Origin of the sequence: Pseudoalteromonas mucoides (assembly GCF_049257175.1) — a bacterium.
GTDB lineage: Bacteria > Pseudomonadota > Gammaproteobacteria > Enterobacterales > Alteromonadaceae > Pseudoalteromonas.
This window is the reverse complement of record NZ_JBMMUC010000014.1, coordinates 73,725-89,785: the sequence shown is the minus strand read 5'-3', so window position 1 is coordinate 89,785 and position 16,061 is coordinate 73,725. Positions and strand designations below refer to the sequence as shown.

Annotated in this window: 14 protein-coding genes; 7 read left to right on the top strand and 7 right to left on the bottom strand. The window is 38.8% G+C overall.

Annotated elements, in window-relative coordinates; all coding sequences use genetic code 11:
- Positions 1 to 29 precede the first annotated feature (29 nt).
- From AAEU30_RS15700 to AAEU30_RS15685, 4 genes are all read left to right on the top strand, one after another.
- The gene (locus AAEU30_RS15700) at positions 30 to 842 is read left to right on the top strand and encodes a DUF3025 domain-containing protein (protein ID WP_421961304.1); all 813 of its coding nucleotides are present in this window, start codon (positions 30 to 32) and stop codon (positions 840 to 842) included.
- Positions 839 to 1,627: an ABC transporter ATP-binding protein gene (locus AAEU30_RS15695; protein WP_421961303.1), complete on the top strand. Its 789-nt coding sequence runs from the start codon at positions 839 to 841 to the stop codon at positions 1,625 to 1,627. Before AAEU30_RS15700 ends, AAEU30_RS15695 begins: the two co-directional genes overlap by 4 nt.
- Positions 1,620 to 2,828, top strand: a complete 1,209-nt coding sequence (locus AAEU30_RS15690) for an ABC transporter permease (protein WP_421961302.1) — start codon at positions 1,620 to 1,622, stop codon at positions 2,826 to 2,828. The genes AAEU30_RS15695 and AAEU30_RS15690 overlap by 8 nt, the downstream gene beginning before the upstream one ends.
- A 140-nt stretch (positions 2,829 to 2,968) precedes the next feature.
- On the top strand, positions 2,969 to 6,025 hold the full coding sequence (locus tag AAEU30_RS15685; RefSeq protein ID WP_421961301.1) for an ATP-binding protein: 3,057 nt from the start codon (positions 2,969 to 2,971) through the stop codon (positions 6,023 to 6,025).
- 9 nt (positions 6,026 to 6,034) lie between these two features.
- On the opposite strand, the gene AAEU30_RS15680 is transcribed toward AAEU30_RS15685, so the two are convergent.
- On the bottom strand, positions 6,035 to 6,865 hold the full coding sequence (locus tag AAEU30_RS15680) for a UDP-2,3-diacylglucosamine diphosphatase (protein WP_421961300.1): 831 nt from the start codon (positions 6,863 to 6,865) through the stop codon (positions 6,035 to 6,037).
- A gap of 144 nt (positions 6,866 to 7,009) precedes the next feature.
- Between AAEU30_RS15680 and AAEU30_RS15675 the strand changes: the two genes are divergently transcribed.
- Positions 7,010 to 7,339, top strand: coding sequence for a hypothetical protein (locus tag AAEU30_RS15675; RefSeq protein WP_421961299.1), 330 nt, complete (start codon positions 7,010 to 7,012; stop codon positions 7,337 to 7,339).
- A 52-nt stretch (positions 7,340 to 7,391) separates the two neighbouring features.
- Here AAEU30_RS15675 and AAEU30_RS15670 read toward each other — a convergent pair whose 3' ends face one another.
- The 5 genes from AAEU30_RS15670 to AAEU30_RS15650 form a co-directional block, all read right to left on the bottom strand.
- Complete coding sequence (locus AAEU30_RS15670; protein ID WP_421961298.1) at positions 7,392 to 9,116, bottom strand: proline--tRNA ligase; 1,725 nt, start codon at positions 9,114 to 9,116, stop codon at positions 7,392 to 7,394.
- A 90-nt stretch (positions 9,117 to 9,206) separates the two neighbouring features.
- The gene (gene tsaA / locus AAEU30_RS15665) at positions 9,207 to 9,911 is read right to left on the bottom strand and encodes a tRNA (N6-threonylcarbamoyladenosine(37)-N6)-methyltransferase TrmO (protein WP_421961297.1); all 705 of its coding nucleotides are present in this window, start codon (positions 9,909 to 9,911) and stop codon (positions 9,207 to 9,209) included.
- Positions 9,912 to 10,006: 95 nt separating this feature from the next.
- Positions 10,007 to 10,579, bottom strand: a complete 573-nt coding sequence (locus AAEU30_RS15660) for an outer membrane beta-barrel protein (protein ID WP_421961296.1) — start codon at positions 10,577 to 10,579, stop codon at positions 10,007 to 10,009.
- Positions 10,580 to 10,819: 240 nt separating this feature from the next.
- Positions 10,820 to 11,296, bottom strand: a complete 477-nt coding sequence (locus AAEU30_RS15655) for an acyl-CoA thioesterase (protein WP_421961295.1) — start codon at positions 11,294 to 11,296, stop codon at positions 10,820 to 10,822.
- 98 nt (positions 11,297 to 11,394) lie between these two features.
- Positions 11,395 to 13,041 carry an electron transfer flavoprotein-ubiquinone oxidoreductase gene (locus AAEU30_RS15650; RefSeq protein ID WP_421961294.1) on the bottom strand — a complete coding sequence of 549 codons (1,647 nt, stop codon included), beginning with the start codon at positions 13,039 to 13,041 and terminating at the stop codon, positions 11,395 to 11,397.
- A 196-nt stretch (positions 13,042 to 13,237) separates the two neighbouring features.
- Between AAEU30_RS15650 and AAEU30_RS15645 the strand changes: the two genes are divergently transcribed.
- Positions 13,238 to 13,987: an electron transfer flavoprotein subunit beta/FixA family protein gene (locus tag AAEU30_RS15645; RefSeq protein WP_421961293.1), complete on the top strand. Its 750-nt coding sequence runs from the start codon at positions 13,238 to 13,240 to the stop codon at positions 13,985 to 13,987.
- 1 nt (position 13,988) lies between these two features.
- On the top strand, positions 13,989 to 14,915 hold the full coding sequence (locus AAEU30_RS15640; protein ID WP_421961292.1) for an electron transfer flavoprotein subunit alpha/FixB family protein: 927 nt from the start codon (positions 13,989 to 13,991) through the stop codon (positions 14,913 to 14,915).
- A 136-nt stretch (positions 14,916 to 15,051) separates the two neighbouring features.
- Here the strand turns inward: AAEU30_RS15640 and darH are convergent, their stop codons facing one another.
- Entirely contained in the window at positions 15,052 to 16,056 is a 1,005-nt protein-coding gene (darH, locus tag AAEU30_RS15635; RefSeq protein ID WP_421961291.1) for a BtrH-related acyltransferase DarH, read from the bottom strand.
- Between the last annotated feature and the right edge of the window lie 5 nt (positions 16,057 to 16,061).

Here is a 16,061-nt window from a genome sequence, read left to right as displayed (position 1 = left end):
TTAATACTCTTGTAAAGCAAAAGGTACTCATGAAGCGGTTTACCCCTTATGAGCAATGGCACCCTCAGTTAGTAAGCAGTGGTGCCTTTGAACATTTAAATAGTCTATTTAAGTTAAATCAGCAATTAGATTGGCCCACGTGTGATTGGTTTTCACCGTTTCTAACTGGCGTAAATGAAAATAATAGACCGATCGTATTTAAAGATGACGCTTTATTTAGTGAAGAACAGCGTTATTACGAACAAATTATATTTGATACAGGCTATGTACCGACTCGCCAACAAAACTGGCATGATTTATTTGGTGGCTTTATTTGGTGCCTATTTCCTAAAACCAAAGCTTTATTGAATAAGCGACACGTTGAAGAAATCAGTTTGCATGGCACAAAGCAACGAAGTAAACACCGTAATGCATTAACACTGTTTGATGAATGTGGCGTTATTTTAGCCGTAACAGATTCTCAATGGCCCGAACTATTAAGAGATCATCAATGGCAAACTGCTTTTGTCGATTTACGCCAGCAGTGGGGACAAAGCATTAATGCCTATATGTTCGGTCATGCAAATTATGAAATGTTGACAAAGCCATATATAGGGCTTACCGGAAAAGCTTTTTTTGTAAAAGTACCTGATGACACATTTTGTAAAGATTTAACTGCGCAATATGCGCACCTAGATACAGTGCTTTATGAGATGATTGGGAAAAATAATTGTCTAGCTGATAATAGTCTATTATCTCCTTTGCCATTGTTAGGTGTTCCTGGCTGGCATATTGATAATAATAACAGTGATTTCTACAGTAATACGGATTACTTTAGGCCAAAACGAAGGACACGAAAATGATAGAAGTAGCAGGGCTTAAAAAGAAATTTAAGCTAACGAAAGATCATAAAAAAAACAAGCTTGAAAAAACGGATCCACGAGAGGATAAAGATTACTTTCATTCAGTTAGGGATGTAAGCTTCCATTGTAATGCAGGTGAAGTACTTGGTTTACTTGGGCCAAATGGGGCAGGAAAAACCACCACATTGAGAATGATCTCGACTGCACTTGTGCCAGATGAAGGCAGTATTACCATCGCAGGGCAAGATATCATAAAAAAACCATTATTTGGCCGTAAGTCAATTGGCTTTTTGTCTGGTAGTACGGGGTTGTATGGCCGTTTAACAGTGAAAGAAAATATAGAGTATTTCGCAAAGTTACATGGCATGAAAAAAGCAGCCATTACCTCGCGTTGTGCACAGTTGTTTGATTTACTCGATATGCACAGCTTTATTGATAAACGCGCTGATAATCTATCAACCGGTATGAAACAAAAAGCAAATATTGCACGTGCTGTTGTTCATCAACCCGCAGTAGTAGTTCTTGATGAGCCAACAACGGGGCTTGATATCATGACTACTCAAACTGTGATTAAGTTTATTAAAGGGTTAAAAGAGCAGGGCACACCGGTTATATTTTCAACCCACCACTTGGATGAAGTCGCCCTACTGTGTGATCGTGTTGCGGTTATTAATGAAGGTATTAGTTGTTTTGATGGTACAGTTACAGATTTTAAACACGCTGGTAATAGCGAAGAACTTAACCAAGCATTTATGAATATTTTGACGGAGAAGCGCGATGTTTGAGGTATTTAAAAAGGAATTAAAAGAGCTTCTACGCGATAAAAAAACATTATTGTTTATTGTGGCGTTACCAATAGCCGTATTCCCGTTAATTTTTGCTGTAATGGCGTTTATCACTTCTCAAGCGGCACTTGAGGCCGAACAAGAAGTTCATACGTATGCCATTATTAATGGCGAATACGCTCAAGAATTCACAGACAAAGTGTTTTATCATAAAAGTTTTAAACTTTACCAAGGTGATAAAACGTTTACTACGGCTGAGCAACTTAAAGATGCAGTAAAAGCAGGCCATATTGATATGGGGATCTACCTGCCAAGTAATGCAAGAGCAACACTGGACGGTGAAAAGCAAAGTGAGTGGCAAGTTGTATTCAATGACGCCAAATCAATAAACTTTTTATTCCAGCGCGTAAAAGATTTAGCAACCGAATTTGGCAATTTAATAAGGGCTGATAAATTAACCAGTTATGGTATTAGTGAGGAGCTACAAACGGCCATCATAGACCCGATTAAAGTTGTTAAAGTTGACACTGCCGATAAGCGCGAAAGCTTAGGTGAAAAAATAGGTGGATTTGTACCCTATTTATTAATTCCACTAGTGTTAATGGGAGCAAGCTACCCAGCCATCGATATTGGGGCAGGGGAAAAAGAACGTGGCACACTCGAAACGCTGCTATTAACCCCTATTACACGTACCCAACTGGTACTTGGTAAATTTATCACTTTATTGGTGTCATCAATTGTAACAACCAGTATTACTGTTTTGAGCATGGGCGTGTGGATCACCATTGCCATAAATGTTATGGATTTAGAGATTGCAAAAACGGCCTTTAGTACTTTACATGTAATAGATTTTGCGTTGATATTTATTATTTTACTCCCTCTAGCAGCTATATTTGCATCTCTTGCGTTGGCTATATCTATTTATGCCCGTAGCTTTAAAGAGGCGCAAAATTACATGACTCCACTGAGCATGGGCGTGATTTTTCCAATTATAGTGGCGCTTTTGCCTAATGTAGAGTTGACTGCTAAAACTGCATTTATCCCAGTGACTAATGTTGCTCTTGCTATTAAAGAGATAATCAAAGGAACGGTTGATTACACTTTGGTGGGGTTAATCTTTTTAGCAACGGTTATTGTTGCAGGCGCTTTGATTGCGTTTTGTGTTAAGTGGTTTAATAAAGAAGAAGTTTTATTTAGGTAAGTCATCTAATGGTGGCTGCCCAGCCACCATTTCTATATATTTCAATAAATAAGATAAATAATTCTGAAATATCGATTAATTCAATGTGTAAATGCTCTATACTTGATGATAATAAATTTTATCGATATGGCATTGATTTCATGCAAAGCCCAAGCTCAATTTCGAGTTTGTTTAAAACAAACAAAGTTTTTTTACTCGCTCTACTGTCATCAATAGTGTTAGCGGCTGTCAGTTTATATGTTTTTGAATTGAAAACTCGCAGTGATGTTTATAATAATGCAAAAATAGATCTTAGCTATACACTTGAAACTAAAAAGCAGTATCTTAAATCCCAATTACAAAATAGTGTTTCTTCAATCAATTTTTTAGACTCAACTCCTCCAATATCAGGTATACGTCGCTCCCTTGCAAATAATAATGTAGATCCTGCTTTTAATGTTCAGGTTTCGGTTTGGCAAACCCGCCTAGCTGAAATATTTACTGGGTTTATGCGTACAGATGAAACCTTATCACAAGCTCGCTATATAACTTTAGCGAATCAAGGGCAGGAATTAATCAGAGTCGATCGTATAAATAAAGAAATAATACGTATTGAGGGGGATGCTTTACAAAAAAAAGGTCAGCGTGACTACATGCTTAAAGCCAGTATGCAGAATAAAAATACTGTGTACATTTCACCTATTAATTATAATCGTGAGAATGGAGAGATTCAGCGTCCATACACAAGCACATATAGAGTTGCAAAGCCGGTATTTGATGAGCAGGGCTTCGTTTTTGCAGTACTAGTGACTAATTATTTTGCAGAGCCTTTATTAGCCAATTTACCAAAAAATACCACAGAAGGCGTGAGTGTTTACCTCTTGAATAGTCAAGACCAATTTCTTTACCATCCTGATAGTAATATTCAATTTGGCTTTGAATTTGGTCAAGATGTAAGATGGGCAGATGTATTTAATAGTAATCAAGAAATTAACTCAGATATAACCTTGTCAATGTCACAATTACCAAAACAGTTTTATTTGAAGGAGCGTCTTCACTTTGAAGGTAATATTGCAATGCTACCTTTAGAACTTGCTGTTTCTATCGACAGTGAGGTACTACTGAAAGAAGTGTCTCAACGACGCAACAATTTTATTGTGGTGTTAGTTTCTTTATTTTCGGTTATTTTATTTCTAGTGTGGTTGTATCAACGATATATAAATCGCAAGTTAGAACTTCATTCATTAAAAGAACAAAACAATAAAATAATAGAGAACTCTCTCGACGCTATCCTTACAATTGAAGAAGAAGGAGTGATTTGTCAATCTAACTATACAGCCAGAGCAAATTTTAATTTAACAGATGGTGTTACTAAGTTTACTGATTTATTTACTCTAAAAGAAGAAGATCAACAATGTATTGCCAGTACAATCAATGCCGGAACTAAGCCACCATTTGAAGCCATCTACTCAGATGAAACTCAGCAACAGCAGTACTACTCAATAACTCTTACTTCTGTTTATGATGTGTTTACTCAAAAACATCAGGTTGCTGCTATTTTAAGAGATATCAACTCACTTAAAACGATTCAAAGCGAGTTACAAACATTAAACAACACGCTCGAACAAAAAGTAGCTCAACGTACTGTTGAGCTTGAAACTGCTATTGAAGAAGCATTAGCAGCTAGCAATGCTAAAAGTGATTTTGTTGCTAATATTTCCCACGAAATACGTACACCTATGAACGGAGTATTAGGTATGTTGGGAATGCTTGGTGAAGAGCCTTTAAATGAGCAACAGTCGAATTACCTTAACCTTGCAAATTCAAGTGCGACATCCTTAATGACATTAATAAATGACATTCTTGATTTTTCAAAAATTGAAGCTGGTAAGCTCGACATTGATAACCATAGTTTTGACGTCATTACAGTCTGCAGTGATATGATCACGTCAATGGCACTACAAGGGCAGCGAAAGGGCCTCGAAGTTATTTTAAATACAGACAAGGTACTCGACAGGATGTTGGTCGGTGACAGCCATAGGCTCAAGCAAATCCTTATAAACCTGTTGAATAATGCTTTTAAATTTACTCATCAAGGCGAAGTAAGTTTAAGCCTTGATTGTAAATACCTGACCCAAGATAAACTGATTATGAGTTTTGCAATTCAAGATTCTGGAATAGGGATTGCAGCGCAGAATATAGAAAAACTATTTGAAGTATTCACCCAAGAAGACAATAGCACAACCCGCCATTTTGGCGGCACTGGTTTAGGGCTTTCAATATGCAGAAAGCTCGCCCAATTAATGGGTGGGGATATTACTGTTGAGAGTGAAAAGGGGAAAGGCAGCTGTTTTACAGCTCATATTGAACTACATGTAGCACCAGAAAAAAAATTGAATACCCCAATAGAGCTTGCTAAAGATATAGAAGTCGGCGTATTAATTAAAAAAGACAGTGTTTATAATAATATCAATAACCTACTTGTTAAAAATTGCCAAGTTAATTCAAATAATATTCAGCGGTTTGATTATCAATTCAATTACGATGAAATTAAAGTTGATTTGCTGGTTATTGATAATGAACATCCTGAACTTGAAAAAATAATTGCTTTATGTGAAAAACAGAATAAAAAATACATGCTTATCTTACGTGATTTATTACTAAGCAAAGACATAAAAGCTACTTACCCGCAAAGTTGCCATGTATTGAATAAGCCACTAACACAAGATCAGTTTAGTTATAAATTGGCCAGTATTTTTGGTGCAAATAATCGCTTCTTACTACCGGCAGATAAACCATTTGAAATGGAAGAAGAGTACGACTTATCAGATTATAAAGTTTTATTGGTTGATGACAATATGATCAACTTAGAGGTTGCTAAAGCTATTTTAAGGCGTACGAAAGTTAATGTAACGTGTGCAAACGATGGCATTGAGGCAATTGAGATCTTAAAGCAACATCAAAATACACCATTTAATGTGATATTAATGGATTGCCAGATGCCAAATATGAATGGGTATGAAGCTACTGCTGCGATTCGAAAAGGAACTGCTGGATCAATATTTAATCACGTACCAATTATAGCTATGACAGCGAGTGCTATGGCGGGTGATCGGGATCGTTGCATTGCTGCAGGTATGAATGACTACCTCACAAAGCCGATTAAGCCGAGTAATCTTAAAAATAAACTGGCTATGTGGATCGGGCACAACACATAGCCAATAAGCTTAGGCCGCAGATTTTTCAGGCTTAGTTTGAGGGTTATTAATTACCGTGATATCCGCTGAATTAATAACCCTTTGTGTTTCTGACCAATGTAACAGTTCTATCCGCCCATTTTCCTGCTCAACCAATGCAGTACAATTTTCAATCCAATCACCGTCATTACAATAAACAATACCATCAACGACTTTTAATTGTGGATGGTGGATATGGCCACAAATAATACCGTCAACACCTTGCTTTTTAGCTTCATGAATTGCGGCATTTTCAAATGCCTCAATGGCTTCACGTGCTTTATGTACCCGTGCTTTTAACCATGATGCTAGTGACCAGTAATTACCACCAAACAGCCGTCTAGTTCGGTTGGTCCAACGGTTTAAAAATAACAAGAGATCATAACCTGCATCACCCACAATACTTATAAACTTGTTATAGCGGGTGGCTGAGTCAAAGTCATCGCCATGAACCAGTAAAAAACGTTTATTGGCTTTGGTTGTATGAATATATTGCTGGTGGACTTCAACGCCAAATAATGTGTTATCTACATAATGGCGAAATGTTTCATCATGATTCCCTGGTATATATATAACGCGGGTACCTGATTGCACTTTTTGTTGTATACACGCCAAAACTTGATAGTGACTTGGATGCCAAAAAAATTGTCTTTTCATCGACCATAAATCAACAATATCACCCACTAAAAACAAAGTGTCGCATTCAATACTATTTAAAAAGTCGAGCAGGTAGTCTGCTTGACAATCTTTATAGCCTAAATGTACATCGGAGATCCAAACGGCTGGATAGTGCTTTTTATCGCTTTTTTCTGTATCTTTCATGATGGTTACCCGCGGTGTAATAATAACCAATTTAGGTATCTTTAGTTACGCTTACACGACACTTTTACTAAATCTCTATGACAATTATAAAGATATTCAAATATGATAAGCCTTACCGTATCCTAATGGACTACCAACTAGTTAATGAACATAAGGATACAAATTAACGCTGTAGAATTTAAAAATACAAGCGCTCATGCAATTGAGAATGTAACGTTATCCGTGATCGCAACACATGGTCGTGTTTCTTGTAGCATTGTTGATGCGAAAAACCGCTGTAGCACAGGTTTTCCAACTAAAGGATACAGTGGAGGAATGCTTAGTGTCAGTTGGAACAATCATCAAAATAAAGAGTTCGAACAGCAATTTATTGTGCAACAACCAGTAAACTCTGATAGTGCAACGCACTACAAATTAACGTTATTGCTTAGCGAGTTTGGGCAGTTAGACACTCAACTTGAGCTAATAAATTAGGTAATAAAAAAACCGCACTATGCGGTTTTTTTATTACCATGTCTGTCGCTACTTAGGCGCTTAGTGCTGCTTTAATTGACTCTATAGCAGTATCTAAATCAAGCATTAGTTTTTCGCCTGTATGACGGTTTTTAAGCTCAACTTTATTTTCATCAAGATTACGCTCACCGATAACTAAAGTAAACGGCACCCCAAGTAATTCCATGTCATTGAACATGACACCCGGGCGTTCTTTACGGTCATCAAATAACACATCAAGGCCCGCTGCTTTTAGTCCATCGTAAAGGTTATTTGCAATATCAGGAATACGGTGCGACTTATGCATATTCATAGGTACTATTGCTAAGTCAAACGGAGCAATAGGTTGCGGCCACTTAATACCGTATTGATCGTTATTTTGTTCAATAGCAGCGGCAACAATACGTGAAACACCAATACCATAACAACCCATAGTCATAACTTGGTTTTTACCAGACTCACTTAATACACCTGCTTTCATTGCTTCTGAGTATTTTGTGCCTAACTGGAAAATATGGCCTACTTCAATGCCACGTTTTATTTGTAATGTACCTTGGCCACATGGACTCGGATCGCCTTCAACAATATTTCGAAGATCGGCGACTTCGTAATGTGCTACATCACGATCCCAGTTAATGCCGCTGTAATGTTCATCATCTTTATTAGCACCGGCTACAAAGTCGGCCATTACATTGGCAGTTCGATCAACAATTACTGGTATAGTCAAACCTACAGGGCCAAGTGAACCTGGTTTTGCGCCAATTGCAGCAACAATTTCTGCTTCTGATGCCATTTCAAGTGGCGAATGTACTAGTGGGTGATTTTGAGCCTTTAATTCGTTTAACTCATGATCACCTCGTAGTACTAGGGCAACTAAACCACGTTGACCATTTTCATCAGCGGCGCCATATACAATAAGTGTTTTAACACCGCGATGAGGTTTTACGCCGTAGTGTTTTTTCAGCTCGCTAATGGTTTTAGCTTCAGGTGTTGGAAATGCCTTTAATTCCTTGCCTGGGGCTGGGCGCTCTTCATTGGGTGCAAGGGCTTCTGCTTTTTCGATATTAGCTGCGTAGTCGCTTACATCACTAAAAGCAATCGCATCTTCACCTGACTCAGCAAGAACATGAAATTCATGGGATAAGCTACCACCAATTGAGCCAGTATCGGCTAAAACAGGGCGATAATCTAAATTTAAACGCTCAAAAATATTGCAGTACGCTTTATGCATAACTTGATATGTAGCATCAAGACATTCTTCACTTAAATGAAATGAATACGCATCTTTCATGGTGAATTCGCGAGCTCGCATTACACCAAAGCGAGGGCGGCGTTCATCTCGCACTTTAGTTTGTACTTGATAGAGCGTTATAGGCAGTTGCTTATACGAACTTATCTCTTTACGGACAAAATCCGTTATGACTTCTTCGTGAGTAGGGCCAAGTGCAAAAGGGCGATTATGTCGGTCATTAAATCGAACGAGTTCATCACCAAACTGGTCCCATCGACCAGACTCTTGCCATAAATCAGCTGGCTGGATAACAGGCATTAACATTTCAATAGCGCCGGCTTTGTCCATCTCTTCACGTACGATATTTTCGACTTTACGTAACACGCGTAAACCAGAGGGTAGCCACGTATATAAACCCGACGCAACGCGACGGATCATGCCGGCTCTTAGCATTAATTGATGCGATATTATTTCAGCATCAGACGGCGTTTCTTTAAGTGTAGCGAGTATATATTGACTGGTACGCATGTTTTTTCCGATAGTTATAAAATTATTATTTCAATAAGGGCCTCAGTTTAACAGCGGTTGCTTTTACACTAAAGCGCTAAGTGACATTTTCTAAATTTTTTCTATGTGACTAACATAGTTATGTTCGCCATTGACTTGCCAGCGGATATTAAAATTGTACAAAGTCATACCATAGCTTTGCTCGCCATCTTTTTGCTTTTTATATGCAGGGCGAGGATCTTGTTTAAGTACATTTGCTATAAATTCTTTTAGTTCTGGGTATTGTTTTTGCTGAATTATAAATTCGATAGCAGAGTCACTAAAATCGACACTCATTTGTGTCTCTGGTCTTACATCAGCAAAACCTGCACTTGCATCGGTCATGGCATCTGAGTATGGCAAATAAGGTTTGATATCTAAGATTGGCGTGCCATCGAGCAAATCGATACCAGAGAGTAGTAAGCTGAGCTGACCATTTTCATATTCGATACCTTCAAGCTTAACAGCGCTCATACCGATAGCATTAGGTCGAAATGTTGCACGAGTGGCAAATACGCCTTTGCGGTCATTACCTCCCAAACGTGGCGGCCTTACCATGGCTGAGTAGCCTTTCTCCGCTGTTTCATGAAAACGAAAAAGCAGCCAAATATGCGAGAACTCATCTAAACCTCTGACAAATTCTTCCCGATTAAAATCAGCACAAAATACAAGTTTGGCCTTTGCTTGAGGCACTAATCTAGGTTGACGGGGGATGGCAAACTTTTGCTTATATGGAGAGTGGATATGGCCTACGGCCGTTAACTGATAATCGCTCATAAAACCAATTTTTTGATTATTTTACGTTATTCTAACCGTAAAATAAGCAAAAAGGCAGCGGATGCTGCCTTTTAATATTAAACCATTTGGTCTAATTAAAACATATACTGAACAGAGACAGAAGCTACGTCCATATCTGGGTCAATATCGTCTTCTAATTTATAACGCTCATACTCTAAACGCATTTGTACATTTTGCGTAAACGCATACTCAATACCAGCGCCGTAGAACACATCGCCACCATCTTGATCAACCGACACACTTCCAATTGCAGGTATGTCTTGGGTCACTTCAGCATCCCATTCAAGCCAACCACCTTTTGCATAGATAGAAAAGTTTTCTGTTAACGGAGCTGCCAAACGAGCAGCAAGCGATACACCGTCTACCTCAGCATAGCTATCAATATCACTTACTTCATCAAAATTTTGATAAGCAAGTTCTACACTAACGTATTTATTGAATTGAGCACCCACGTAGCCTTTTAGCATTTGTGAGTCGTCGTCAAAGTCTGTATCGTTTTCTGAGTCTTCAAACTCAAAAGAGTATTGTCCATAGCCGATACCAGTATAAATGCTCGGCATATCCATATCAGTTACTTCTGCGTGAGCCGCATTGTTAAAACCAAATAGTGCAAGTGCAACAGCAGAAATTGAAAGTGATTTAATCATTTAATAGCTCCTTTACAAAATAAAAAATAAATAACTTTTCGTTATTCGTCGTTTAGTCATTTATTTAATAGCATCCATTGTGCCAACAATTAATCGCTCAAAATATGCGTTAATTGTATGTTTTTAAATCATTTAAAGGGTGTTTGCTGTTATTTGAATCACTCATTCAGTTTCATGGGTGCAGCTTTTTCAAGGTGCTTTGTAAGTTTTACTTATGCAGTTTGTACAATGCAAAGGTTATTATGTTTCAGGAGCTGATTTGTGCAGCAAGGTTTCTGTTTCGATAGCAATTTCTTTCATTTTAATGGCGTAATTTTCTAGCTGCTTGTCGTCTTTTGTTACAGCAGTAAAAGGAGGAACTGCGACCGGGTAGCCAGTTTCATCCATTGCAATGAAACTAATAATACAGTGATTTGTTTCAACCAAGTTTTGTGTTTTAGGGTCGCCACATCGCACTTGTATAAAAATTTGCATACTTGTTTTGCCCGTATGCGCTATTTTTGCCTCAACTTCGACAATTTGACCCACAAGGATAGGGCGTCTAAATTTAACACCAGCGACAGATACTGTAACGCAGTAATGGCCGCTCCAACCCGCAGCGCAAGCATAACCTGCTTGGTCAATCCACTTCATGACAACACCGCCATGGACCTTTCCTCCAAAGTTCACATCGGTTGGCTCTGCTAAAAAACGAAATACGACACTTGATGACGGCATACTCTTACTCTCTTATTATTTCTCGACATTATTGAGCATAGCGCAAAAAAGGGGCCGAAGCCCCTGCAATTTAGGATTAGTTTATAAATTAGAGGTGTTTACATATTTGGATAGTTAGGGCCACCAGCACCCTCAGGAGTTATCCAGGTTATGTTTTGGCTAGGATCTTTAATATCGCAGGTCTTACAGTGCACACAGTTTTGAGCATTGATAACAAACTCTTCTTTGCCTTCAATCTCTTGTACTTCATAAACACCTGCTGGGCAGTAGCGCTGTGCCGGTTCATCATATTTATCTAAATTAACATTAATTGGAATCGACGGATTTTTTAATTGTAAATGGCACGGTTGCGATTCTTCATGATTGGTATTTGATAAAAACACCGATGATAGTTTATCAAAGCTAAGCTGACCATCTGGTTTTGGGTAATTAATTTTTGCTGCAAGGTGCTTGTCAACTAATGTTGCATGGTCAGCTTTGTTGTCCTTGAAAGTAAAAGGTAACCCTCCTGCAAAAATATTTTGATCTAGGGTATTGTAAGCCCCGCCAATAAATTTCCCCAATTTATGCATCACTGGGCCAAAGTTTCGTGATTGATGCAACTCTTTATAGGCCCAGCTTTGTTTGAAGGCTTCGCAATACTGTTTTAAGTCAGAGTGTTGCTGGCCGCTTTCGATGGCTGAAAAAATAATCTCTGCTGCAACCATACCTGACTTCATTGCCGTGTGATTGCCTTTAATTTTAGCAAAGTTTAGTGTACCTGCATCACAGCCTACTAATAAACCGCCAGGAAAGTGCATTTTGGGTAATGAGTGTAGTCCACCTTTAGCAATTGCCCGTGCACCATAAGCAATACGTTCACCGCCTTCGAGCACCTGTTTAAAAGTAGGGTGGTGTTTCATCCGTTGAAACTCATCAAATGGGCTTAAATGAGGATTTGAATAGTTTAAGTCTACAATTAAACCTACAACTACTTGGTTATTCTCACTGTGGTACATAAATGCACCGCCATTAGTATCACTTGCTAATGGCCAGCCCGTTCCGTGTACCACTGTCCCTTCTTTATGCTTAGACGGGTCAATTTGCCAAATTTCTTTGAACCCTAACCCATAATGTTGTGGTGAAGCATCATTATCGAGTGCAAAACGGTTAATTAGTTGTTTACCTAAGTGGCCACGGCAGCCTTCTGCAAAGACAGTGTATTTGGCGCGCAGCTCCATACCAGGCATGTAGCCATCTTTTTCGTTGCCATCTTTATCAACACCCATATCGCCGGTAATGATCCCTTTAACGCAGTCATCTTCAATTATTAACGAGTGAGCACTAAAGCCTGGGAAAATTTCGACACCTAAATTTTCAGCTTGCTCAGACAACCAACGGCATACATTGCCCATTGAAACGATATAATTACCTTCATTATGGAATGTTTTAGGTGTGGCAAAATGAGGGATTGACGTAGCTTTATTTTCATCATTAAACCAATAAATCTCATCAGATGTTACTTTTGTACTTACAGGAGCGCCTAATTCCTGCCAATTCGGTAATAACTCATCTAAAGCGGTGGTTTCAAAAATAGCTCCCGAGAGTATATGGGCGCCCACCTCAGAGCCTTTTTCAACAACACAGATCATGCACTCTTGTTCTTTTTGTTGTGCTTGTTGCGCTAATTTAATCGCCGTTGATAGCCCTGCAGGACCTGCTCCCACGATAACTACATCAAATTCCATGGTTTCGCGTTCGACCATAATAACCTCTTGTGTGTGACGGACCTGCACCTTAAAACAAGGGAATTTCATACTTGCAAATGAAACGTTACAGGCTTTGGATAGTTTAAGGTTATTTTAGGTTGACGTTTACGTCAACAGGAAGTAGTCTGAAATTATAAAATAAATAGGTTGACGTACACGTTAGCTTGTAGGTTTAAATAATCAGGGAGTTCCTATGAAAGTTCTCGTTCCAATAAAAAGAGTCATCGACTATAACGTTAAGGCACGCGTTAAATCAGATAACAGCGACGTTGATCTTACTAATGTAAAAATGGCGATGAATCCATTTTGTGAAATCGCCATTGAAGAAGCTATTCGTTTAAAAGAAGCGGGCACTGCAACCGAAGTTGTCGCTGTAACGATTGGCGCAAAGGCTTCACAAGAGCAACTACGTACAGCGCTTGCACTTGGTGCTGATAAAGCGATTCATATTGAAACAGAAGAAAAACTAGAATCACTTCACGTTGCTAAATTACTCGCTAAAATTGTTGAGCAAGAATCACCTGAGTTGGTTATTTTAGGTAAACAGTCAATCGATTCAGATAATAACCAAACAGGTCAAATGCTAGCTGCGCTAACAAACCGTGGGCAAGGCACGTTTGCATCAAAGGTTGATATCGAGAACGGGGCACTCAAAGTGACCCGTGAAGTGGATGGTGGTTTACAAACAGTCGAATTAAAACTTCCCGCAGTAGTCACTACGGATTTACGCTTGAACGAACCTCGTTATGCGTCATTACCAAATATTATGAAAGCCAAACGTAAGCCGCTTGAGGTAATTGCTGCTGATAGCTTAGGTGTTGATTTAGCGCCACGAACGCAATTGGTTTCAGTCTCAGAGCCTGCAAAACGTAGCGGCGGTATTATTGTTGATGATGTTGCCCAATTAGTTGAAAAACTAAAAACAGAAGCGAAGGTGATTTAATATGAAAACATTAGTAATAGCCGATCATGATAATGGTATTTTAAAGCCAGAAACTTCTAAAACGATTAATGCCGCAGTCAAGTTAGGCAATCCAATTGATGTGTTAGTGGTTGGTGAAGACATCAATGAAATGGCAACTCAGATTGCGTCAATCGATGGTGTAAGCAAGGTTTTGGTTGCTGATCATTCAACGTATGCCCATCAATTAGCTGAAAATACAGCCGAGCTTGTTTTATCACTTGCCGACGATTATTCGCACATAGTTGCAAGTGCTACAACCACAGGCAAAAACTTTATGCCACGAGTCGCAGCTTTATTAGATGTTGCGCAGATTTCAGAAATTGTTGATGTTGTTGATGCAGATACGTTTAAGCGTCCAATCTATGCGGGTAACGCAATCGCAACAGTAAAATCACTAGACACTAAAAAAGTGATTACTGTTCGCGCTAGTAGCTTTGATTTACAAACAGAGCAAGCTGCTGCACCTATAACAACTGTTGATGCAAGCTTAGAAAATAAATTAAGTAGCTTTGTAAGTGTTGAACAAACAGAATCTGAACGCCCTGAACTAACTGCGGCTGATGTAGTTATATCAGGTGGTCGTGGCATGCAAAATGGTGAAAATTTTGCGTTACTCAACGGTATTGCTGATAAGCTCGGGGCCGCAATTGGAGCATCACGTGCAGCGGTTGATGCCGGCTTTGTTCCAAACGACATGCAGGTAGGGCAAACGGGTAAAATAGTTGCACCTAATTTGTATATAGCGGTGGGTATTAGCGGTGCTATTCAGCACCTTGCAGGTATGAAGGACTCAAAAGTAATTGTCGCAATTAATAAAGATCCGGACGCGCCAATATTCCAAGTTGCAGATTATGGTTTAGTTGCTGATTTATTCGAGGTATTACCGCAACTCGAAACTGCACTGTAAATTTAAACCTATTCTGGTTGTTAAAAGCTGTTGCACTTTTTAAGTGCACAGCTTTTTTTAAGCTAAATTTTAAATTGACACGCAAAAGCTAATTTATAGACAAAACTTAATATTTACAGTTAGGTAAGTGGCGTGTTTAGACTAGCGCACTTTGTAGTAATTTACTTAACTTTGCTTCTTGATCAGCAACTTGCTCTAATTTTGTTGCTATGTCATTTAGGCTGATGTCGCTGCGTTTTTTACAGTACTTCACTGCTAACATCGCAAACTCACGCCATAAATCACCAACTTGTGTCGTATGTTCAGCACACTCTTTTAATGCCGGGGTATTTATAAGCTCGCTTGCTTGTGCTAAAAAGCTAGCGTACATAAACCTAAAGCCAGCACCACCGGTGCCAATTTCTTCTTGCATTCGTACAATATGGGCTAAGTAAAGCCGTGCATATTTAGTGGGCTTTTTATCAAGCAGACGAATTTGTTTTGCCATGTGACGAATGCCTTTTAAACCAAAGTAGGGCAGCACCAAACCATTCATCATTTTAGCTGTTTTTTTAATTGCAGGTTTAATTACAGGCGCTAAATCAGTTTGCTCAGGCGTTGAGCGAATAACATACATTAGTCCTTTGGCTGCGAGAGCTCCTTTTGCAAAACGAGCATTTTTTAAATCATCAATCGCGCAAGTAACTGGGTGCTCAAATACCGGATCGCTTATTAAATATTCGCCTTGTTCAGTTTTGCCGTACACTACAAGGTTATGCGCATTAAAGTGAAAGCGCATGTCCTCAGGAAAGTAAGGGAGCCAGTACACAGAGCTTTGTAAGCCAACTAAATTGCCTTTTGCCAACTCGTCATCAAGTGCTTTCATACCTGCTTCAGGGTTTGAAAATTTACGGCTTTCTAAAACAATATTTAGCTTTTTACACACCTTTTTAATAATTGTTTTAGGTGGCATACGATAAGCAATTAAAGGCATGCCGCTAATTTTTACGAAAGGCAAATAAGCAAATGTAAGCGCTGAGGCAAGGCCAAAAGCCATTGGCTCATTCATATCAATGCCTTTGCTTTGTAATAGCGTAGCGACAACGCCAGTCTCACAATGTGAAGATTGCTGGTGGTTTATTGGTAAAATAATATCAGGCATGTTGT